This is a genomic window from Paenibacillus sp. GCM10028914, from assembly GCF_042666275.1.
GTDB lineage: Bacteria > Bacillota > Bacilli > Paenibacillales > Paenibacillaceae > Paenibacillus_AQ.
The window spans coordinates 19773-40607 of sequence record NZ_JBHTFO010000017.1 but is presented as its reverse complement, the minus strand read 5'-3'; the positions used below and the strand labels follow the sequence as shown (position 1 = coordinate 40607).

The window sequence follows — 20835 nt, the reverse complement described above, 5'->3', positions numbered from 1 at the left end:
GGTGTTAGGATGAAAAGTTGGAGACTCTCATTATTCTATCAGTATCTGCTGTCCTATGTACTTGTGTTGCTTATTCCAATTCTGATTACCGGAATGATTATATACTTTAACTTCTTAAGCTTGACTAAACAGCAAGAGCTTCAGAAGAATGATGAAGCTTTGCAGCAAATCCGGGATCTCGTGGATACAAAATTCAGTGAATTTATGAGTATTGCGTTTCAATTGTCCTCGATCCCTGGTTTAAGCTCCGAGGAGACGAAGGAACCACTCGGTATTATGAATGTATCTGCTGCTCTTAATTTTTCAGTAGGTAACGAGGCCATTCGTGAATTGAATCTTTATTTTCATGGAGCGAATTATTTATTTTCATCAGAAACCACATATACCCCGGAATTATTTCATCATAAGTACTTTAAAGAACAGTGGGACTACGAACAATTTATGGAGCAAATGAAAGCCGTTCGAAAGCCGTTATTACTCCCCTCAGCATCGAATTCGAATGATAATCTGATCAAGTACATGCTCCCTGTTCCCTACAATAGCTTAAAACCTACAGCCACAGCGATCTTCCTGATCAAGGAGGAGTCACTTAAAGGGTTATTTAATCCCGTACTAAGGTATAAAGAGAGCAATTCCTATGTTTTTGACGATAATGATCAGTTGATGCTTTCCTTGAGAGAGGATACTACGGACGACGCAGAAACGGTCAGAAAAATTTTAAGTGTAGGGGAAAGAGGTTCTGAGGTGATTACGCTTCAGGGAACGCCGTATTTATTGTCTTATGTAAAATCAATGACAACCGGTTGGACCTATGCAACTTTGGTTCCCAGACAAGAGGTCATGAAGCCGGTCAATGATATTATCTATAAAGGTGTATTAGCGACGGCCATTATCATTGCGATTGGTTTCTTTATGATTTATCTCAGCATGCGCTATAATTACCATCCGCTTCGTAAGTTGATTGATTTAACAGATCGTACTTGGGGGCCGATCATTAAGGATAACTATGGTTTACATAAAATTAAAGCTGCGATGATCCATGCGGAGACGCTGAGTGAAACGCTGCGTACTCAGACAGAGAAAATCGGACCTGCCTTAAAAGAATATTTACTATCGGAGTTGTTGAAAGGGAGAATTACGAGCAAGCATCAACTTCATGAGCAAGGAGAAACCGTACAAGCGATACTGTGTGCAGGCCATGCAGTTTAGTGCTCAAGCCAATGAGAGTCATATAAGTAAAAGTGAGCTAGCCTCACGTTATGCCGAACTGTTGCCAGAGGATATGGAGAAGTTTGTTGTGGAGATGATTGACTCCCAAATGGTTGTCTTTATCCTTTCTGTACCTCAAGAGGGAGCATGTTTGTCAGAGCAATTTTGGAATGAAATCCATAAGCAATATGTTGAGTCTACCGGAATTCCCGTAACGATTGGGACTGGTCTTGCGTATGATCTTGATGCTGATTGCGGCCGAATTTCGAGCTCCTTCATCGAAGCGGTAACGGCCGTGCAATATAAAGTGATTAAAGGAAGTAATCAGGTTATTTTCTTTCAGGATACCGCGATGGAATCTCCAAGTTTAGATTGGTATCCACTCAAAGAGCTGGAACGCTTTGAGTTATTGCTTCGGAAACGACAACCTGAGTCTGCTTTAGCCGAGGCAAATGCTATGCTTACTAATATGAGGGAGAAGAGCAGTAACTTATATGCAGCGAAGCATATTAGTCTTGAAATTGTAAATCGTGTAATGCAGACAATGAATGATATTGCCGGGAAAGAGTCTTTGGAATATCCTGATGTGACGGCATTCGTAAAGTACGAGAGTTTTGAAGAACTGGAGGCAACGGTCAAGGATGCATGTATGCGGGCATATCACGATTTAAAACAGCTCGATCAGGAAACGGATAATCTATATAATGATATGATTCAATATATTGAAGGACATGCCTGTTTATATACTTTTTCCGTTCAATCGATGGCAGAGCATTTCGGAATGTCTAAGGTTCATCTCAGCCGATATTTCAAAGATAAAGCGAACAAGACTGTTATGGAGGTCGCCAATGATCTGAGGCTAGAAGAAGCGAAACGGCTTCTCAAGGAGACGGGGATGCCACTGCAAAATATTGTTGAAAGTATTGGATATACCGATGTGTCCAGCTTCATTAGAAAGTTTAAGCAGGAGATGAGATTAACGCCAGGGGAATATCGAAAGCTTTATGAACATCAATAAAATAAGCGATGTTACGTTTGGCATGTCATGATCACAATCGCATACTGAAGCCCAGTAACCCTTGAAAACATTGATGTTATCAAGGGTTGTTTGTTTTCGCATACCGAAGTTAACAATGGCTTATTGTTTCAGAAACCACCTTCTTGCTAACATGAAAGCGCAAACAACTTACGCTGACAAGGGGGAAAGAAATGAATATAGGTACTATCACTACAGATCGAAAGATACCTAAACGAAGATATCATGTCTTAACAAAAATGTTCATGAGATGGCAGTTATATCTGCTCTTATTACCAACGCTCTTTTATTTTATCGTATTTGAATATGGGCCGATGTACGGGCTGTTAATCGCCTTTAAGGACTTTACTCCAATTAAGGGGATATTAGAAAGTCCCTGGGTAGGCTTTAAACATTTTCAGACTTTTCTGGAATCATATCAATTTGAAACCTTGATCAAGAACACTATCGGGATTTCCATCTATGAGCTGGCCTTATTTCCGATACCTGTAATTCTGGCGTTGCTGTTAAACCAGCTTGTAAGCAATAAGTATAAGCGGCTCGTTCAGACGATTACCTATGCTCCGCATTTTATATCTACCGTTGTGCTTGTAGGAATGATGTATATCTTCTTCTCTCCGCGAACTGGTTTCTTCAATTTGATGTTGGGGCAATTCGGGGTAGATCCGATTCAGTTTATGGCGGAACCAGGTTGGTTTAAGTCGATGTTCGTATGGTCTAACGTATGGCAGAACGCTGGATTTGGGATGATTATTTACTTAGCTGCTCTTACTTCCATTAATCCAGAGCTGCATGAAGCTGCTGTGGTAGACGGTGCGACGAAGGTCCAGCGAATCCGTAACATTGATCTGCCAGGGATTATGCCTACGGTGATGATTATGCTGCTGCTTCAGATGGGAAGCTTCATGTCCATCGGTTTTGAGAAAGTGTATTTGATGCAAAATGCTGTAAATGCAGATGTTTCTGAAATTATCCAAACACATGTTTACAAAACAGGCTTGATTGGTGGGAAATTCAGTTATTCTACTGCAGTAGGTTTGTTTAACAATATAATCAACTTCATTATTTTGCTTTCCTTTAATCAGCTTGCTAAACGGATGAAGCAAACCAGTCTCTGGTAGAAGGGAGAATCATTATGGCCAGCTTACGAAGCCGGTCGCGGGGAGATAAGATATTTGATTTTGTTAATGTCCTTTTGTTTGCAATCCTCCTCGTGATTATTATTTATCCACTATACTTTATGGTCATCGCTTCAGTTAGCGATCCCACAGCTGTAAATAATGGACAAACCTATTTGATTCCTCAAGGTTTTAGCATAGAGGGATATCGAATGATATTTGAGAATGACAGCATTATCAAGGGATATAAGAATTCATTTATATATACCGTCGTCGGAACAACTATTAAAGTTGCACTGACGATTTCCGCAGGATATGTATTGTCCAGAAAGGATGTTCCAGGTAGAAATTTGGTCATGTTCCTGATTGTATTTACCATGTTCTTTCAAGGAGGTCTAATTCCAACTTATTTGCTGGTCAAAAGTTTCAACATGGTTAATACGATTTGGGCATTGGTAATCCCCGGTGCAGTGCAAGTATTCCAGCTTATTATCGCCAGAACCTTCTTTCAGATGACGATCCCTGATGAGCTGCTCGAAGCATCACAGGTTGATGGCAGCTCTGACTTCCGGTTCTTCTTCCAGATCGTGCTCCCATTGTCACTTCCCATCATAGCGGTCATTGCCTTGTTCAGTGCAGTTTCGGAGTGGAACAGCTACTTCAAGGCATTAGTGTACTTGCAGGATAAGGATATGCAGCCTCTTCAAATTGTTCTTAGACAAATACTTGTGCAAAACCAGGTTGATATGACAATGATCAGTGATGTTGAGGCCGAATCCGCAAGAGCACTGGCTGCTGAACAGATCAAATATGCACTTATTATCGTGGCAAGTCTTCCAATGTTGCTGTTATATCCATTCTTGCAGAGGTATTTCGTTAAAGGAGTTATGATCGGTTCAGTGAAAGGGTAAGCCCGCACTGTCCTTCATATATAAAATGATAGATTAGGGGGAGTATAATGAATACAAGGAAATTACTCATTATTCTAAGTGCAGTCATCATGTTGCTTTCAATGATGTTGGCAGGATGTACGAGCGGCAGAAAAGACAGCGGGTCTACTCCAAGTGGAGAGACAGACGAGCAAGCGGTCGAAGCATCACAGAAAGAGGTGGAGGTTTCTTTTCCACTAGTCGAGAAACTTAATCTAAAGATGGTCGGTGTTCCGCATGGAAACGTTAAGAAAGATTACAATGAGATGAGTCTATTTCAACAGCTGGAGAAAGATACGAACGTTCATGTGGATTGGAACCTAATCACATCGGACGGAGCGAGAGAAAAAATAAACCTGATGTTTGCAACGAATGATCTTCCAGATGCATTTTTCGGGCCAGAGACGACAAGCTCGGTTACAGCAGATAAAACCCAGCAGTTAATTCCGCTTAATGATCTGATTGACAAGTATGCACCGAACTTCAGTAAGATTTTAGAGGAGAATGAAGGATTAAGGGATCGTATTACCAATCAGGACGGCAATATTTATTCCTTACCCATGATGGAGGATAATGTTGCAGAAACGATACCAAGCGCTATGTTTATTAATAAGAAATGGCTTGATGAGCTGGGATTGGCACTACCAACTACAACGGATGAATTTTATAACGTATTACAAGCCTTTAAGGATGGGGACCCGAACAAAAATGGTAAGTCGGATGAGATACCGTTCAGTTTCTTGGTGAGTCATGGCATTCAAGGTCCTGATTCATTAGCGCTATCGTTCGGAGGCAGATTGCCATCAGGACATATGTATTTAGAGGATGGTAAGGTGGTTTATGCACCAATACAGGATAATAACAAAGATTATTATATGTGGTTAAATAAACTGTATAGGGAAAAACTGATCGATCAGGAGATTTTCACTCATAATGCAGATGTGTATAAAGCCAAGGTTAGTGGAGAAACGGTAGGAGCTTTTTTTGCCTGGACAGAGAACTGGGCATTTACGAAAGATAATCCGGATTATGTACCACTTCTTCCTTTGAAAGGCCCGAATGGTCAGCAGGGCTGGAATAATCAGATCAACCAAGTAAATCGGGAGGCCTTTTCGATTACGGTCGCTAATGAGCATCCAGAAGCAACGTTGGCATGGGCGGATCAATTCTACAGTGAAGAAATATCAATAGGAGCTACGAACGGTACAGTAGGAGTAGTGTTAAAAAAAGAAGGAGATAAATATGTATATAATCCAATTCCGGAAGGGATGGATTCCATTGCATTCCGATTTGACAACGCGCCAGGCTATTATGCTCCTCGCTGGATATCGCAAGAACGATTCCGGAAAGTTGAATTTAATACGAATTTGCAGGAAAAGGTTAATCTTGTAGATATGTATAAACCATATACTAAGGATGTTAGCTTTACATATCCTACACTCTCGTTGGAAGATGAAGAGCGGGTAAAACAGTGGGGTACTGATGTAAGTGCTAAAAATGCCTTCTATGAAAAGTCACTTGCCAAGATTGTTATGGGTGATACTCCAGAAAAAGCTTTGGAAGATATGGTGGCAGGTTTGAAGAAGCTAGGTGCCGATGAGATTACTGCGATTTACCAGAAATATCTGGATCAATAACTTACTGTTGAAACAAAAAAAAGCAGTAGAGTAAGCTCAATAAGCAGAAGGTTTACAGGGCAAGTGCCATGTGATCCTTCTGCTTTTTTTGAATCAAAGCTTATGGTATTAAAATCGAATCCAACATCTACCAGATTCGTAGTGATGTATTATATAATTGGACGAGATTGCATCTCAGATTATTAACCATCATAATCATGTGTTAGGCTGGTTCTCGACCGGGAAAAACAGTGATGAAGTGATGTTTGAATAATACATATTAGTGGAATCGATCAGATCACGGACAATACGGATTTCCGTCTGTTGAATACATGGTCATGTGATGGTGGTACATCAGCAAGGCTTATCTTAAGGGAGTTTTTCAAATCGAAATGTCATTATAGGAGGAAAAAGGATGTCTGAGGAACAGAATCATAGAAGAAGAGTGCTGGAGGCTGTTACTGAAAGACAGTTAAGTTCTGTAATGTGTAATACAAAATGGAGGGAACTGAAGGATGCCGTCCTGGATACCCTGCCATTTCCTCCGCCTTACCAAGTCAAATATGTACTAGAGGATATACTGTATCCGGAGGAATTTGAAAGTGATGTCTGGTATTGGGGAGACTGGGTGGAAGGATTATTACCTTACTATAATGTAGAGTGGATCAGGGTGAGACCTCGTTATCAGAAACATAGAGGGAAGCTAATCGCTCCAGAGCTTGTTGATTGTACAGAGGAATTCATAACGATCTTGCATAAGTATAATATCCCTTACCAAAAACAAAAGGATTCGATTTGCATCTTTGGATATATCTCCAGCACTAATATATTGAATGCATGAGGTGCGAACATGACGATCTATATCGCTTTATTACGAGGCATTAACGTAGGCGGCAAGAATAAGATCAAGATGGCAGAACTGAAGAAAATGCTTGAAGGTTTGGGCCTAATCCGTGTTCAGACATATATTCAGAGTGGTAATGTCCTGTTTGAATCGGAAGAGACGATAGATGTGCTCCAAATAAGGCTTGAGGAGGAAATCGAAGCCACCTTCGGATTTTCTGTAAGGGTAATTTTGCGGACTTCGGATGAATTGAACAGAATTGTTGCGAATAATCCTTTTTCCGATGAAGAAGTGGCAGCAGCGGAAGCTTTGTCAAATAAAGAATGCTTGTATGTGGCCATGCTGCAGGATGAACCAACACCCGAAGGAAGGGAACGGTTAGGAGCTTATCAGAATGATCATGACAAGTTTTGTATTGAGGGCAAAGAAGTATATCTCTTATTCGATCATGGTGCGGGCAATTCAAAGCTTGCGAACAATCTGCATAAGCTGGGAGTCCCCGCAACAGTTCGTAATTGGAAGACTATGAACAAGCTGATCTCTTTAGTAGATGCAGGGAAATTAGGGAGAGAAGCGATTGGGGAAAATGATTCGTAGGCGGATCATCTGACAACACCAAAAACGGGGCTACGCAAGATCTTAGATCTTGGAGTAGCCCCGTTTCTTAGTTGAACCAAGATTACACTTCGTTCCAAATACGGATTACATTATTGAACGCAATCTGAGTACCTCTAGTGCATTCTTCCATACCTTCATACTCAATGGACATGTAGCCGTCATAACCGGATGCCTTCACGATACGCAAAATTTCATACATGTCGAGGTCGCCCTGGCCAGCGATAGCTCCGCGAAGGAAGTTGCCGCTTGCGCTGGTGAACCAGCCTTCGCCTGGATTACGGTAAGAAGGACGGATATAGAAGTCCTTAACATGAACCATGGATGCGAATTTCAAGTTGTTTTTTACGGCGGCAACCGGATTTTCGTCTACACATACGAAGTTACCTACATCCAGTGTTGTCTTGAAGTTTGGACGATCTACTGCATGAACTAGAGCCTGAACACGGTCGCTCGCTTGAACATAGTAACCGTGATTCTCTACGCTAGTTGTAATGTCATACTGCTTCGCATGATCGGCAATACGGCGGCAAGCTTGAGCTACTTTCTCCAGATCAGCATTAAAGTTAGCAATTGAAGTGTCTGGTCTGGAAGCTACGTCATGACGCATGAGCTTAGCACCTAAACGATGAACGCGGTCCACTTCGTTGATGACACGAGCAATTTCAGCTTCATACTGTTCTTCCGTTTCAGTGATGAAGTTCGCTCCGATGGCGTAGTTAGAAATATCGATTCCTACAGATTTAGCTTTGTCTACGATTTTCTCTTCCAACTCTGGATTTGTATTAAAGTCGAAACCAAGACCTGGAACGATTTCGATATGTTGGCCGCCAATCTCAGCGACCCACTCAATTACGTCTTCAATGGTCATACGTCCTGCATGCATCGCTTGATACAAACTATATGAACTAATTCCTAATTTCATAGCGTTGTGCTCCCTTCAGATAATCGTTCAGTTAGCCTCTGTAAGATTTAATGAACTCAACAGCTTTACGGATATCATTCTCGGGGTTGCTGCCAACTTCTCTTTCAATCGTTAAATATCCGTTATATCCGATTTCCTGAAGTGCTGCAAAATACGCTGGAAAGTCGACTTTACCTTCACCTAATGCCACTTCTTCAAAAGCGGCACCGGAAGAAGCCATTTCAGCTATTTTCTCATGATCCATGGCGCCATACCCAAGGTATCCATACACGTCTCTTGGATCCACCGGACGAAGGCGTTTACCGTCTTTAACATGCGTGTGCACCAAATAATCTTTCAACAGCTTGACGCCCTCAACCGGATCATCACCAGTAACCATGACCATGTTGGCTGGATCAAAGTTGACCGAAACGCCGTTAGTGCTCAGCGTATCCAAGAAACTCTTTAAATGCGCTGCTGGTTCCGGACCTGTCTCAATGGCAAAATAAGCATTCATGCTCTTAGCGTACACACCCAATTCTTCACATGCGCTCTGCATAGCTTCGTAAATACGTCCATTCTTATCGTCAGGAACGATTCCGATATGTGTCGTTACAACAGAGGTTCCTAGATCCAGAGCCAGATCAAGAATACGCTTTGATTTCTCCACTTTCTCCGGGTTAGCTTCAGCGTCTTGGAAGCCGTGACCTGCCAAATCACCGCATAGTGCAGAAATTTCAAGACCTAGTCCGTCAATATAGCTCCGAAGCTCTTTGCGCTTGGCAGGGGACAGGTTTGCTGGATCCATCTCGCCAGAAACGGCATAGATTTGAACGCCGTCCGCTCCAACGTCTTTCGCTTTCTTAAGGCCTTCTGTAACTCCGACCCCAAAGCTGTCTACAATAACACCAATTTTATTATTTAAACTCATAGTGAATTTAGCCTCCTTATAAATAAGATGATAAGATTCGATGCTGAGGTTACGTGATCAAAAGTCGATTAGAAGCGAATTTCGATGCCTTCTTCGGCGGACTTGTATACCGCGTTCAGGATTTTGATCATTTCTACACCATCTTCAACAGGGCTATTGGTTTCGATATTGCCTAGACAGCTGTCGATAAAGTGGCTGATTTCGTTGTTGAATGCACCTTGGAAATCAAATCCTGGTGTAGTGAGTTGCGGCTCAATATTGATAATTGTGTTATGACGCTCTGTAGCGATGGACAGCACAGGCTCAATTTCAGCTCCGCCTTTACTTCCATAGATGTTGATTGTTCCAGATTCCTTCTTCGCATGGAGTGTAAAGCTGACATCAACCATTAATGACGCACCGTTCTCAAAACGGATGAGTACATTGGCCATATCCTCTACCGTATTTACGTTATCAGCTGCATCATAGTCAGCTGCTTTATAGAAGTCGAAATTCTCGATGTGTGAGCGGTTGCCAAGCTTGTTGTATGTATTACCACTTACGGATTTCACTTTTGGCTTGCCCATTAGGTACCAGCACAGGTCAATCACATGGACACCGATATCGATCAAAGGTCCGCCACCGGAACGTTCCTTATCTGAGAACCATCCTCCTGGGTTGCCCAGACGGCGGATCAGGCTAGCTTTAGCAAAATAGATTTCTCCAAGATCACCAGCATCAATAAACTTCTTCAGTACAGCAATGTTAGATGCGTGACGGCGAACATAACCGACTTGAAGGAACTTGCCTGTTTCACGAACAGCTTGTTCCACTTGTAGCGCTTCATCTACGGTTTTACAAAGTGGTTTCTCACACAATACGTTTTTACCTGCACGAAGAGCTGCAATGCTGATTTCGGCGTGAGTGTTGTTCCAAGTGCAAACACTAACAGCCTGAACTTCAGGGTTAGCTAACAATTCATTATAATCGGTATATACATTTGAAGCCTTATATTTATCAGCTTTTGCACGAGCTCTGTCTTCTTTCAAATCACAGACGGCAATAATCTCTACATTGGGATTGATATGATAGGCTTGGAAATGGGATTCGGAGATCGAGCCACAGCCGATCACGCCAACTTTAATTGTGCTCATGTGTACGCTTACATCCTCTCGTTATCCACGCTAATTTACTGTATATTACAGGATATTCGAAGCGTAGATATGTTATATTTGTTCAAGCAAGTTTAATTTACCATAGTTGTTTTAAAGGGAGAATGTGCAGGATGACAAAATACATGGACTATATGATCAGTTCTCATCCGATTCGTGTCTTTAATCCGACAATAGATTCGAGCAAACAGAAGATTAAGTCTCTAGCTATTGTTCATGCGGGTCATTTACCTGGGCGAACCTTACAACGAACCCGTGCTAAATTCTATGATTGGGCGTTTGTCATGATTACAGGTGGAAGTGGTTATTATCAAGTCAATGACGGAGAAGTGCAGAGGGTGGAAGCAGGAAGTTGGTTTTGTCTATTTCCGGGCGCTTCCTTCAACTATGGACCTTATTCGGATGGATACTGGGACGAATATTATTTTACGGTGGATGGAAACCGAGTTCAGGAGTGGCTGGAACACTGGCTTCCGAACCCTGATCTGATCAAAAGTGCAACTTTTGACGACTCACTCATTCATCGTATGGAAATGATGTTTATGCTCATTGACAGTGGTGTGCCGAGCAATATGGATCGTGCTGCATTAATATTAGAATCTTTTCTATATGACCTCGTGTCCCAGTCGGATCGCACAGAGATGAACAATCGGGAAAGCTTTGTTCTGAAAGTGATCGATGACATCTCCAAGTCACTTGATAAGCAGTATGAACCATCCGAGATGGCTTCAAGGCATCACATTTCGGTGTCGACACTTCGGAGAATTGTTCATGAATATACAGGTTATCCGCTGAATGAATTTCTGCACAGGTTAAAAGTAGCAGAAGCGAAAAATATACTGCTTAATACGGAACTGACTGTTAAAGAGGTCGGTGAAGCACTTGGATATAAAGATTCATTCTACTTTTCTAGAGTATTTAAAAGAATTACAGGCATCTCACCAAGAACTTATCGGGATCGTGTTGGTCAGTAAAGCTGAAGATATTCTTGCTAATTTCAGGTGATGAACTAAAATAATAGGGGTTGTCAGGTCTGCTAGTATTGATTAAGTTACTGGTATAGTCGACAGACGGAGGTATCGATATGAACATCATTTTTCAAGGATTGACAGAGGATTTAGCCCGAGGTACTGCTGAATTAGCCGGAATGCTAGGCATTCAACTGAACGAGGGAGGCATCACCGTTGAGGTTGTTCAAAGTGAAGGCCCATTAAAAGTTTCACGGGATGGTGAGGGTGGACGCATTCAGTATCAGAACAAAATCCACTTCTACCGTGCACTTGGATTGTTCGTTGAACATGCGAAGGACAGCGTTTCTTTCGAAATCTCGGAACAGCCGAGATTCGACTTTAATGGTACGATGCTAGACGTATCCCGCAATGGCGTGATGCGAGTAGAAACAATTAAGCAATTTATCCGCTACATGGCTGTTATGGGTATGAACGGGTTAATGATGTATACCGAAGACACCTATGAGATTGAAGAACTTCCGTACTTTGGCTATATGAGAGGCAGATATACGATGGAAGAACTTCGTGAATGTGACGATTATGCCGATTTGTTTGGGGTCGAGATGATTGCTTGTATTCAAACCCTTGGCCATCTTCATCATGCATTGAAATGGAATTATGCCGGACCAATCAAGGATCATAACGATATTCTGCTTGCTGGAGAGCCGAAGACATATGAGTTCATTGAGCAGATGATCCGTACAGCAGCGGAGACCTTCCGTTCGAAGCGGATTCACATCGGAATGGATGAAGCATTCCAAGTTGGACTCGGGAATTATTTAAGAAAGCATGGCTTCCGTGATCGTTTTGAAATTATGAATGAACATGTGAGCAAGGTGCTCGATATTACGAATAAATATGATCTGCGTCCGATGATCTGGAGTGACATGTATTTCAATCTGCTCTCTAATGATTATCAGGGTCATCTATACAACGTTAATGCCAATTTCTCGGATGAGAACATGGACAAAATTCCTGAGGGTGTAGAGTTCGTATATTGGGATTATGGTAAGGGCGATGAGAAAGGTTATGAGAAAATATACGATATGCACCTGAAATTTGGTTCAAAGCCGATTTTTGCAGGTGGTATTCATATGTGGAACTCGATCGCTCCGAACTACGGGAAGACATGGACGACAAGCCATCCGGCGCTTCGTGCGGCCAAGAACAAAGGTCTCCGTGAAGTGCTTGCAACTGCATGGGGAGATAACGGAAATGAAACGAATCATCTAGTCATTTTAGCGGGCTTACAGCTGTTTGCTGAGCATGGTTATGGAGATGAGGTAGACGATGCGCATCTTGCTAAACGCCTGAAAGCTTGTACTGGACTTGATCTGTTTGAGCCGTTAACCTCTCTTAAATATATGGATGAAATTCCGGGTGTAGACGAAGGTAATCACTGGATGGCTAATCCTTCAAAATTTCTGCTGTGGCAAGATTTGATGCTAGGCTTATTTGATGCTCATATCGAGCCGGATACCGAAGCCATGCTGCCGGGCTACTACGCTGAGATGGAGAAAAAATGGCATCAGGTGAAGCAAGATATGCCAGCTCCTTTTCATGCACTATTCGATACCTATGAGAAGCTAGCTAGTGTATTATCTGTGAAAGGGACACTTGGTGTTCGTATCAAGCGTAGTTATGACGCTTCGGCAGTTGAAGAATTGAAGGCGATCGCTACAACCGAACTGCCTGAATTGATCAGCCGGGTGGAGAAGCTGCGAATTGCTCACCGTCAAGCATGGATGCAGACTTATAAAGCGTTCGGTTTTGAAGTGCTTGATATCCGTTATGGCGGACTTAAAGCACGTATCCAATCGGCAGGCGACCGGCTGATGGATTATGTGAATGGGCATGTGGAGTCACTTGAGGAGCTTGAAGAAGCGCGTCTGATCTATGACCAGACAGGTACACCAACAGCACCGCTGAACGTCAATGCGTCGTATCAGAGTATCGTGACAGCGAACGCTTTGACTTAAGCCATAGAAGGCTATCTTTTACAAACCGAGCCCTGTAATTGAATATATATTTAAAGAGGATTGCCCTGTAAGTAGGGTGATCTTCTTTTTTGTTCTTTGGAATAAGCACTGTTTTTTGGGAAGGTGTAAGATTTTATAGGTTATGTTCTAACGAAATACGGGTTTTGCAGTTAATGCGTTTTCAACATAATTGAGTTAGGTCAAATGAACCAATAGAGATAACAACTTGGAGACACTTTAGAGAGGGGGCGTCTACGATTAGACAGACATCATTTAATGCCAATGCAAACGCGAACATGATTGAAAGTCCACGTAAAAAGTCTTTGTTAAAGCGATTGGCAGCACAATATCAATTGTTGATCATGTCCGTTCCGTTTGTGCTTTTATTGATATTGTTTAGCTTCGTTCCATTGTGGGGCTGGATTATGGCGTTTCAGAAGTATTCCCCAGGTAAAGGGATTATGGGAAGTAAATTCGTTGGACTGGACAACTTCATTACGTTGTTTCATGATGAGAGGTTTTTTCTCGTTCTGAGAAACACACTCGCAATGAGTTTACTAAGCCTTGTTACCGGATTTGTGGGCGCTATTGCCCTTGCACTATTCCTTAACGAGATCAAGAATGTGAAATTTAAAAGAACGGTACAAACCATTACATACATTCCACACTTTGTATCCATGGTTGTAATCGCAAACATCGTTCTTACTTTTCTATCTCCTGATAACGGTTTCGTCAACCAGTTCCTGATGATGCTTGGAATTATTGATGAACCAATCTACTTTATGGCCAAAGGCGAATGGTTCTGGGTTATCCATACGTTAACGGGTCTATGGAAAGAGCTTGGCTGGAGTACAATTATCTATCTAGCTGTTATTGCCGGTCTGAATCCAGAGTCCTATGAGGCTGCTGAAGTAGATGGAGCTGGTCGGTTTCAGAAAATATGGCATATCTCAATTCCTGGTCTGATGCCTACTGCGACAATACTATTGATTCTTTCACTTGGATCTATTGTTAACACGGGTTATGAATCACAAATGTTGCTTGGTAACTCCCTGACTGTTGATTACTATGAGGTACTCGACTTATACGCGCTTAACTTGTCATTCGGTGCAGGGCAATATTCCATCGGGGTTGCACTTAGTATTTTTAAATGTATTGTGAGTCTATTCCTAGTGCTGACCGTTAACAAGTTTGTGAAAAAAGCCGGACAGTCATCGTTGTTCTAAGAGGGGGGAGAGCATGAAGAAATCACAAAGCGCCGGAGATATTATGTTTAATGTAGTGAACTATACGCTGCTTTCTTTACTTACGATCTGTACGATTTATCCATTTTGGAACCTGCTGGCCGTATCCTTGAATGATTCGGTTGATACACTGAGAGGTCAAGTATATCTATGGCCTAATGTATTCACATTGGATAATTATAAAGTCGTATTCCAGAATGATGCTTTATTTGGAGCGACAATACGATCTATTACACGAACTGTTGTTGGTACTGGATTGTCTCTGATCTGTTCCGTAATGCTTGCATATACGCTCTCTCGTAAAGAATTCATACTGCGTAAAGCAATCAACATGATTATGGTCGTCAGCATGTACGTTAGCGGTGGTCTTATTCCGACTTATATGCTGATCAAAAATATCGGACTTACGAATAGCTTCTGGGTTTACATTATTCCTGGTCTGATCAGCGTGTTTAACGTTATCATCATTCGTTCCTATTTCGATCAACTCCCTGACGGATTGATTGAAGCAGCTAGAATTGATGGGGCCAATGAATTTCAAACCTTGTTCCGAATCGTACTGCCAGTCAGTATGCCTGTTCTAGCGACGATAACACTGTTTGTATCTGTAGGTCACTGGAATTCCTGGTTTGACAATTATATGTACAACTCCAGGGAGAATCTGAATTTATTGCAATACGAGTTGATGAAAATATTAATGCAGTCTACTCAGCAGGTAACAAGCAATGCAACGGGATCACTCGCGGGTGAAACGCTGCGTCAAATAACACCTCAGTCGATTCGTGCAACCATGACCATTATTGTAACAATGCCAATTCTGTTCGTATACCCATTCCTACAGAAATACTTTATTCAAGGGATTATGATTGGAGCTATGAAAGAATAGCTGCCACATAATATATCATCACATAAAAAGAGGGGCGATTGAAATGAAGAAACGCTGGATAACTGGCCTGTCACTGCTGCTGACAGCTTCGCTTGTTGCGGGCTGCGGAGGCAAGGAAGCGGGGACGGATAAAAACAGTGGTGAAGATGGTGGAGCGATTAACTATTCAATGCAAGTGTGGGATTCCAGCTACAAGTGGGATACGCCGATCAACAAAAAACTAGAGGAAAAGATGGGTGTATCATTCGAATACCTCCCGATTGTTGATGGTGGCGGAAGTGGAGCTAGTAAAGTAGACGTTTGGCTGGCATCTGAAGATTATCCTGACATCATTAACGATTCCCCGTTAACCATTGGTAAGTATAAAGATGCAGGCGCAGTTATTCCTCTGGAAGATTTGATTGAAGAGCACGGACCTAACATTAAGAAGAAATTTGGAAAATATTTCGATCTGCTTAAAGATGAAGAAGGACATATTTACTCTCTCTATGGTGTGAATCTTGCAACCGAGCCTTCTCCGGACTCACAGGCATCTTTCCTCGTTCAGTATGATGTGTTAGAAGAAGCAGGATATCCTGAGATTAAAACACTAGATGAATTGTACACTATTCTAGAATCTTATTATAAGAATCATCCAAAAACAGAAGATGGAAAAGATATCATTCCTTTCTCTGGGATTAGTGGCGGTTTGCTTGACGTTAACCCTGCACTGAATGCGGCGGGTTTGCCTGACCATGGTTTCTATGAAATCAAGGATGACAATGTAAGCTTTGCTATGACAAGTGATGAATCGAAAGAGTATTTGAAGTTTCTAAATAAATTGCAAAATGCAGGCATGCTCGACAAAGAAGTGTTCAGCTTGAACGCTGAAATGGCTGGTGCAAAAATTACACAAGGTCGTGTATTGGCAACTTATATGCCAGCTTGGTTGATGAGAGGATACGAAAGCTCTATTATTGCTAACGGGGATTATGACAAGTTGTACGCAAAATTCCCAATTATGCTTCATGAGGGGATCGAGGATCTGTCCAATGGCCTCCCTCCAACATCATCAAGTACGAACCTGGCTATTACAACCAAAGCTAAGAACCCTGAGCGTATCATCCAATTGATCGACTACCTGTTTACAGATGAGGGTCAAATTCTTGTGAACTGGGGTATAGAAGGGGAGCACTACGATGTTGTGGATGGCAAGCGTGTCCGTAATGCTGAATTCGACACCAAGCTTAAGAGTGACCCTTCCGTTGGAACAAGCGAAGGGATTCAAGGACCGTTTAACCGTTATAGCTTCGGAAACGGTGCTAAGCTAGATGATGGTGATTATGCAACTCCGATTACGAAGGATTATGTAGCTTCTTCATATGATGATAGAACTAAAGAAGTTCTTGCAAAATACGGAAAGCAAACATGGGCAGACTTCGCAGCCAAGCCGGTTATTTACCCAACGATGCTGTGGCAGCTGAATACACCAGAAGATGCAAAACCGATTGCCATTAAACTTGAAGAAACCTGGCATAAGGAAGCAGCCAAAGTGATTCTTTCCAAGACAGATGCAGAATTCGAGAGTAACTGGAACGAGGCCGTATCTCAAATCGAGAAGAACGGTAAGCAGAAACTGGACGAGAGCATGACCCAAGTATGGCAGGACTACATGGAGCGTTACAATCAAGCGGTAAAATAAAGACAAGCTCCACGGTCTTGAAGAAGCCAGCTGGATGACAGAATAATTAAGACAAACTTCTTTTTGGTACTGATCTGCCGGAGAAAAAGTCTATTATTCCGTTTTCCGGCTGGTTTTTCGCTGTAGTATGTAATGGCAAAAAGGCTAGGCATATTTTCTAAGCGCGTTATAATTAATATGTTGCGACAATAAATTACATGGAACGACAATGAGTAATGTGAAATGAAGGCGATATGGGCAGGTGATTTGTCCAGTGTTAGCCAGTTGGAGAAATGGATATGAAGATCAGGACAAAAATCTTTGTGGCAAATATGCTTGTTGTTACGATTCTCTTGGGAGTGCTGACCCATGTGCTCATTGAATACGTTAGTGGAATTTTGCTGGATAAAGCCAAAGAAAATGTTAACTATTCAGTTTCTCAGCTGGCTTTAAATCTGGATAAATCAATGAAAGTGTATGAGCAGGTCATCGATTCTTTTTATATTAACCACGACATACAAGAGGCGCTGTTGAATCATTACGAATCGGATGCTGAGGCACAGGGAGTTTATTTTGATGTTGTAACCCCTTATATGAATGTTGTCAGAGCGACTACAGATACACTAAATCTGATGATGTATACGAATAATCCGACCTTTCAGTTCTCTGATGTAAAGAATGTTGATGATGAAATTAAAGAACATGAATGGTATAAGGCTGCTCATTATTCTGATAAACGTTTATCACGAGCATGGACCTACATGGGCAGATCTGATATTTATAAGGCTGATGTGCTGAGGCTGGTTGGTAAGCTGTACAATATTTTCAATCGCTCGGAATTGTTTATTACCCTTGATGTCGATCAGCGAGTGATTCAGGACTTGATCTCGAAGGAAGATCAGGACCATCGTTACATTATCGCTTTGAACAACGGTCAGGTCATTGTTGATAATGCATTAAAGAGTATAGAAGGATTACATATCCAGGATTATGGTTTTTATAATGATATCGCTGGTAGTGATGATACGTCTTTTATGTATACCGATGATGGATTGAAGTACTTAGTGGTATCCAAGACGATTGATACTCGCCATAGTGTTTCCGGAATGAAGATTGTCTCCCTCGTATCGATAGATCAGTATATCAGTAAGGTCAATCAAATGAAGTGGATAGCGCTTGCATTATATCTGGTCTCTGTTCTGTTATGTATGATTATCATTTATGCGATATCTACAGGATTAACGAAAAGGCTTACCGTACTAGCGCTGAAGATTAAAGAAATGAACACGGATAATTTACAATCATTTATTGAAGTCAAAGGAAACGATGAGATTAGTCAAGTGAGCTATAAATTCAATCAAATGATGGCTCGTATGGACATGTTAATAAAACAGGTATATGAAGCGGAAATCGATCGTAAAGAGCTTGAACTCAAGCGAAGAGAGTCTGAATTGTATGCGCTTCAAGCCCAGATCAATCCTCATTATCTGTTCAATACGCTTAATGCAATTCGTGGGAATCTTCTAGAGAATGGCGATTATAAAAATGCGGATATTGTAAAATGGTTCGCTCAATCCTTTCGAAATATGTTGAATCAAAAAAGTGATGTCGTAAAGCTTGGTGACGAGCTGGACGCTGTGAATACGTACATGAATGTGCAGATGTTTCGGTATGGAAACAGGCTGAATTATTCCAGCGAAGTTCCTGAAGAGTTACGTCAATTTCCGATCCCAAGACTTGCACTGCATACCTTACTTGAGAATGCGATGATTCATGCTCTGGAGAACAATGAAAATGACACCGTTATCAAGGTAAGAGCGGAATGGGTCGATGAGCGGTGCTACCGAGTTACGGTCCAAGATAATGGTCCGGGATTCTCTGTAGAGAAACTGGCGGAGATTTGGGAGCGGCTACAAAATCCAGATAGAGACGAGCAATCCCGTCATCTTGGACTCCTGAATACCCAGCAGCGTATAAAACTGACATTTGGAGCTGATTTTGGCTTGGATATCGTAAGTGTTGCGGGGTTAGAGACTCGAGTGAGTATGGTATTACCAACTGCGTGGCACAGACAGAAAGAGGGGGAGAATGATGTTACGAGTATTGATTGTTGATGACGAGCCCGGAGCTCTCAAATCATTAAAATATATGCTCGACTGGAATGATTATGGATATATCATCACAGGCGAAGCGACGAACGGCAAGCAGGCGCTGGAACTTCTGAAGAATGAAAGCTTTCAGCTTGTTATTACCGATATACGAATGCCTGGCATGAGCGGACTCGAATTGATTCGTAATATCCGTAGTCTATCTGAGGACATATCTATTATTGTGATGAGCGGATATGAGGAATTCGAATATGTTAAAGAGTGTCTTAAATATGGGGTGAAGGATTATCTTCTGAAACCAGTGGATCAAGAAAACCTATCAAGGCTGCTGATCAGTATCAAGGAAGAGGTTAATTATGAACTTCAGTTGAACAGGCAATTATATCATGGGATTCCAGCACTAAGAGACCGAACGTTGAAACGCTGGGCGCATGGATTTCTCTCAGATGAAGAAATCGGCTCGGAGCTACAATTTCTAAGTATTCACGTGGAAGAAGAGTCTTGGATATGTCCACTGCTTGTAGAAATGAATTTCGAAGATTTGACCGATTCTTCTTGGACGGAAGATGAGATTGGAATTCGGAGGTTTGCTGTCCTGAATGTCATGGAAGAGCTGTTAATCCATCGCGGTTATATTTTTGAAGAATCAAGTGATCGATTTGGGGTTGTATTAATAGGTGGAAAAGCTGAAGCTGGAGAAGGGGTTGTGTTGCAGCTAGCTCAGTTAATCAGAGATAGTATTCGAAAATATGTTAAAGTGTCTGTAACCATAGCTGTTGGCGATCCAATTGAGGACTTAAGAGAGCTGGCAAGCTCTTTCAAAATGGCACAGCGAAGAATGAAGATGAACTTCCTGTTCCATGGTCATATCATCTCTTCAGCTCAGTTCAATGCGTATGATATGCCACCGAATTCTTCTGATATCGAATATATTCGTGGTATTTTCGAAGCAGTAACTGCCAAGGATGAGGAACGGCTGTCTTCATTGTTAACTGCCCTGAAAGAACGATTCCTGTCATGTGGAGCTTCCAAGCGAACGGTACAGTCTTTCATTCTTGAATTATTTGCCCAGTTATTTGATTTGATTAAGGAGATGGAAGAGCCTTATCAACATATTTTTGAGGATGAGACGCATGAAACGAAGAGCATTCTCGAATTCAAAACATTGGATGAAGTCATGAAATTCACGGAGCAAAAATGCCTGCAGGTCATATATCATTTGACACAACTCAAGATGTCCTCTTCAGAGAAGACGGTAGATCGAGTGAAGAATATCGTCAAAGATAACTATGCAAGCAATATCCACTTGAAAATGATCGCTGAAGAGATTCATTTGAATCCTACCTATCTGGGACAGATATTTAAATCTACAGTCGGTGTGTCATTCAATGATTATCTAATGCAGATTAGATTGGAAAAGGCTAAGTCTTTAGTTCTTCATACGGATAAGAAAGTGTATGAAATTGCTCTTGAAGTCGGGTTTCGTCAGCTGGACGCTTTTTATAAAAGATTTAAGGAGTACACGGGAAAAAGCGCAGGTGAACTTCGTGCGGAATCGAAGTGAGAACATATATATTTTAATGAATTGTTACATT

General features: G+C 41.7%; 17 protein-coding genes. 14 read left to right on the top strand and 3 right to left on the bottom strand.

Translation table 11 applies throughout. The features are described 5' to 3' along the window. Positions 1 to 9: 9 nt before the first annotated feature. The 7 genes from ACFQV5_RS17575 (at position 10) to ACFQV5_RS17545 (ending at position 7349) form a co-directional block, all read left to right on the top strand. Positions 10 to 1209: a cache domain-containing protein gene (locus tag ACFQV5_RS17575; RefSeq protein WP_379248677.1), complete on the top strand. Its 1200-nt coding sequence runs from the start codon at positions 10 to 12 to the stop codon at positions 1207 to 1209. Then, on the top strand, positions 1157 to 2227 hold the full coding sequence (locus ACFQV5_RS17570; RefSeq protein ID WP_379248676.1) for a helix-turn-helix domain-containing protein: 1071 nt from the start codon (positions 1157 to 1159) through the stop codon (positions 2225 to 2227). Before ACFQV5_RS17575 ends, ACFQV5_RS17570 begins: the two co-directional genes overlap by 53 nt. A gap of 191 nt (positions 2228 to 2418) precedes the next feature. Further along, complete coding sequence (locus ACFQV5_RS17565; protein ID WP_379248675.1) at positions 2419 to 3366, top strand: ABC transporter permease; 948 nt, start codon at positions 2419 to 2421, stop codon at positions 3364 to 3366. A gap of 14 nt (positions 3367 to 3380) precedes the next feature. Further along, positions 3381 to 4274, top strand: a complete 894-nt coding sequence (locus ACFQV5_RS17560) for a carbohydrate ABC transporter permease (RefSeq protein ID WP_379248674.1) — start codon at positions 3381 to 3383, stop codon at positions 4272 to 4274. A gap of 47 nt (positions 4275 to 4321) precedes the next feature. Then, a complete protein-coding gene (locus tag ACFQV5_RS17555) occupies positions 4322 to 5929 on the top strand; it encodes an extracellular solute-binding protein (protein ID WP_379248673.1) in 1608 nt (535 codons plus the stop codon). A 394-nt stretch (positions 5930 to 6323) separates the two neighbouring features. Beyond that, positions 6324 to 6749 carry a DUF6678 family protein gene (locus tag ACFQV5_RS17550; protein WP_379248672.1) on the top strand — a complete coding sequence of 142 codons (426 nt, stop codon included), beginning with the start codon at positions 6324 to 6326 and terminating at the stop codon, positions 6747 to 6749. Between the two features lie 9 nt (positions 6750 to 6758). Next, positions 6759 to 7349 (top strand): DUF1697 domain-containing protein, encoded by a 591-nt coding sequence (locus ACFQV5_RS17545; RefSeq protein WP_379248671.1) that lies wholly within the window; start codon positions 6759 to 6761, stop codon positions 7347 to 7349. 82 nt (positions 7350 to 7431) lie between these two features. On the opposite strand, the gene ACFQV5_RS17540 is transcribed toward ACFQV5_RS17545, so the two are convergent. From ACFQV5_RS17540 to ACFQV5_RS17530, 3 genes are all read right to left on the bottom strand, one after another. After that, positions 7432 to 8292 carry a sugar phosphate isomerase/epimerase family protein gene (locus tag ACFQV5_RS17540; protein ID WP_379248670.1) on the bottom strand — a complete coding sequence of 287 codons (861 nt, stop codon included), beginning with the start codon at positions 8290 to 8292 and terminating at the stop codon, positions 7432 to 7434. 31 nt (positions 8293 to 8323) lie between these two features. Beyond that, positions 8324 to 9202, bottom strand: coding sequence for a sugar phosphate isomerase/epimerase family protein (locus ACFQV5_RS17535; protein WP_379248669.1), 879 nt, complete (start codon positions 9200 to 9202; stop codon positions 8324 to 8326). Between the two features lie 68 nt (positions 9203 to 9270). Next, entirely contained in the window at positions 9271 to 10335 is a 1065-nt protein-coding gene (locus ACFQV5_RS17530; protein ID WP_379248668.1) for a Gfo/Idh/MocA family protein, read from the bottom strand. A 131-nt stretch (positions 10336 to 10466) separates the two neighbouring features. Between ACFQV5_RS17530 and ACFQV5_RS17525 the strand changes: the two genes are divergently transcribed. From ACFQV5_RS17525 to ACFQV5_RS17495, 7 genes are all read left to right on the top strand, one after another. Next, entirely contained in the window at positions 10467 to 11327 is an 861-nt protein-coding gene (locus ACFQV5_RS17525) for a helix-turn-helix domain-containing protein (protein WP_379248667.1), read from the top strand. Between the two features lie 110 nt (positions 11328 to 11437). Beyond that, positions 11438 to 13342: a beta-N-acetylhexosaminidase gene (locus ACFQV5_RS17520; protein ID WP_379248666.1), complete on the top strand. Its 1905-nt coding sequence runs from the start codon at positions 11438 to 11440 to the stop codon at positions 13340 to 13342. A 296-nt stretch (positions 13343 to 13638) separates the two neighbouring features. Next, positions 13639 to 14568, top strand: a complete 930-nt coding sequence (locus tag ACFQV5_RS17515; protein WP_379248665.1) for an ABC transporter permease — start codon at positions 13639 to 13641, stop codon at positions 14566 to 14568. Positions 14569 to 14581: 13 nt separating this feature from the next. Continuing rightward, positions 14582 to 15472, top strand: coding sequence for a carbohydrate ABC transporter permease (locus tag ACFQV5_RS17510; RefSeq protein ID WP_379248664.1), 891 nt, complete (start codon positions 14582 to 14584; stop codon positions 15470 to 15472). 43 nt (positions 15473 to 15515) lie between these two features. Then, positions 15516 to 17153 carry an extracellular solute-binding protein gene (locus ACFQV5_RS17505; RefSeq protein WP_379248663.1) on the top strand — a complete coding sequence of 546 codons (1638 nt, stop codon included), beginning with the start codon at positions 15516 to 15518 and terminating at the stop codon, positions 17151 to 17153. 278 nt (positions 17154 to 17431) lie between these two features. Continuing rightward, the gene (locus ACFQV5_RS17500) at positions 17432 to 19246 is read left to right on the top strand and encodes a sensor histidine kinase (protein ID WP_379248662.1); all 1815 of its coding nucleotides are present in this window, start codon (positions 17432 to 17434) and stop codon (positions 19244 to 19246) included. Beyond that, a complete protein-coding gene (locus tag ACFQV5_RS17495) occupies positions 19221 to 20804 on the top strand; it encodes a response regulator (protein ID WP_379248661.1) in 1584 nt (527 codons plus the stop codon). The genes ACFQV5_RS17500 and ACFQV5_RS17495 overlap by 26 nt, the downstream gene beginning before the upstream one ends. Positions 20805 to 20835: the final 31 nt, after the last annotated feature.

Excerpts from the sequence above, each read along its gene's own strand:
- ACFQV5_RS17520 (WP_379248666.1), top strand. The coding sequence starts at position 11,438 with ATGAACATCATTTTTCAAGGATTGACAGAGGATTTAGCCCGAGGTACT.
- ACFQV5_RS17570 (WP_379248676.1), top strand. The coding sequence starts at position 1,157 with ATGAGCAAGGAGAAACCGTACAAGCGATACTGTGTGCAGGCCATGCAG.
- ACFQV5_RS17555 (WP_379248673.1), top strand. The coding sequence starts at position 4,322 with ATGAATACAAGGAAATTACTCATTATTCTAAGTGCAGTCATCATGTTG.
- ACFQV5_RS17535 (WP_379248669.1), bottom strand. The coding sequence starts at position 9,202 with ATGAGTTTAAATAATAAAATTGGTGTTATTGTAGACAGCTTTGGGGTC.
- ACFQV5_RS17515 (WP_379248665.1), top strand. The coding sequence starts at position 13,639 with ATGATTGAAAGTCCACGTAAAAAGTCTTTGTTAAAGCGATTGGCAGCA.
- ACFQV5_RS17505 (WP_379248663.1), top strand. The coding sequence starts at position 15,516 with ATGAAGAAACGCTGGATAACTGGCCTGTCACTGCTGCTGACAGCTTCG.
- ACFQV5_RS17525 (WP_379248667.1), top strand. The coding sequence starts at position 10,467 with ATGACAAAATACATGGACTATATGATCAGTTCTCATCCGATTCGTGTC.
- ACFQV5_RS17575 (WP_379248677.1), top strand. The coding sequence starts at position 10 with ATGAAAAGTTGGAGACTCTCATTATTCTATCAGTATCTGCTGTCCTAT.
- ACFQV5_RS17560 (WP_379248674.1), top strand. The coding sequence starts at position 3,381 with ATGGCCAGCTTACGAAGCCGGTCGCGGGGAGATAAGATATTTGATTTT.
- ACFQV5_RS17510 (WP_379248664.1), top strand. The coding sequence starts at position 14,582 with ATGAAGAAATCACAAAGCGCCGGAGATATTATGTTTAATGTAGTGAAC.
- ACFQV5_RS17540 (WP_379248670.1), bottom strand. The coding sequence starts at position 8,292 with ATGAAATTAGGAATTAGTTCATATAGTTTGTATCAAGCGATGCATGCA.
- ACFQV5_RS17495 (WP_379248661.1), top strand. The coding sequence starts at position 19,221 with ATGATGTTACGAGTATTGATTGTTGATGACGAGCCCGGAGCTCTCAAA.
- ACFQV5_RS17565 (WP_379248675.1), top strand. The coding sequence starts at position 2,419 with ATGAATATAGGTACTATCACTACAGATCGAAAGATACCTAAACGAAGA.
- ACFQV5_RS17550 (WP_379248672.1), top strand. The coding sequence starts at position 6,324 with ATGTCTGAGGAACAGAATCATAGAAGAAGAGTGCTGGAGGCTGTTACT.
- ACFQV5_RS17530 (WP_379248668.1), bottom strand. The coding sequence starts at position 10,335 with ATGAGCACAATTAAAGTTGGCGTGATCGGCTGTGGCTCGATCTCCGAA.
- ACFQV5_RS17500 (WP_379248662.1), top strand. The coding sequence starts at position 17,432 with ATGAAGATCAGGACAAAAATCTTTGTGGCAAATATGCTTGTTGTTACG.
- ACFQV5_RS17545 (WP_379248671.1), top strand. The coding sequence starts at position 6,759 with ATGACGATCTATATCGCTTTATTACGAGGCATTAACGTAGGCGGCAAG.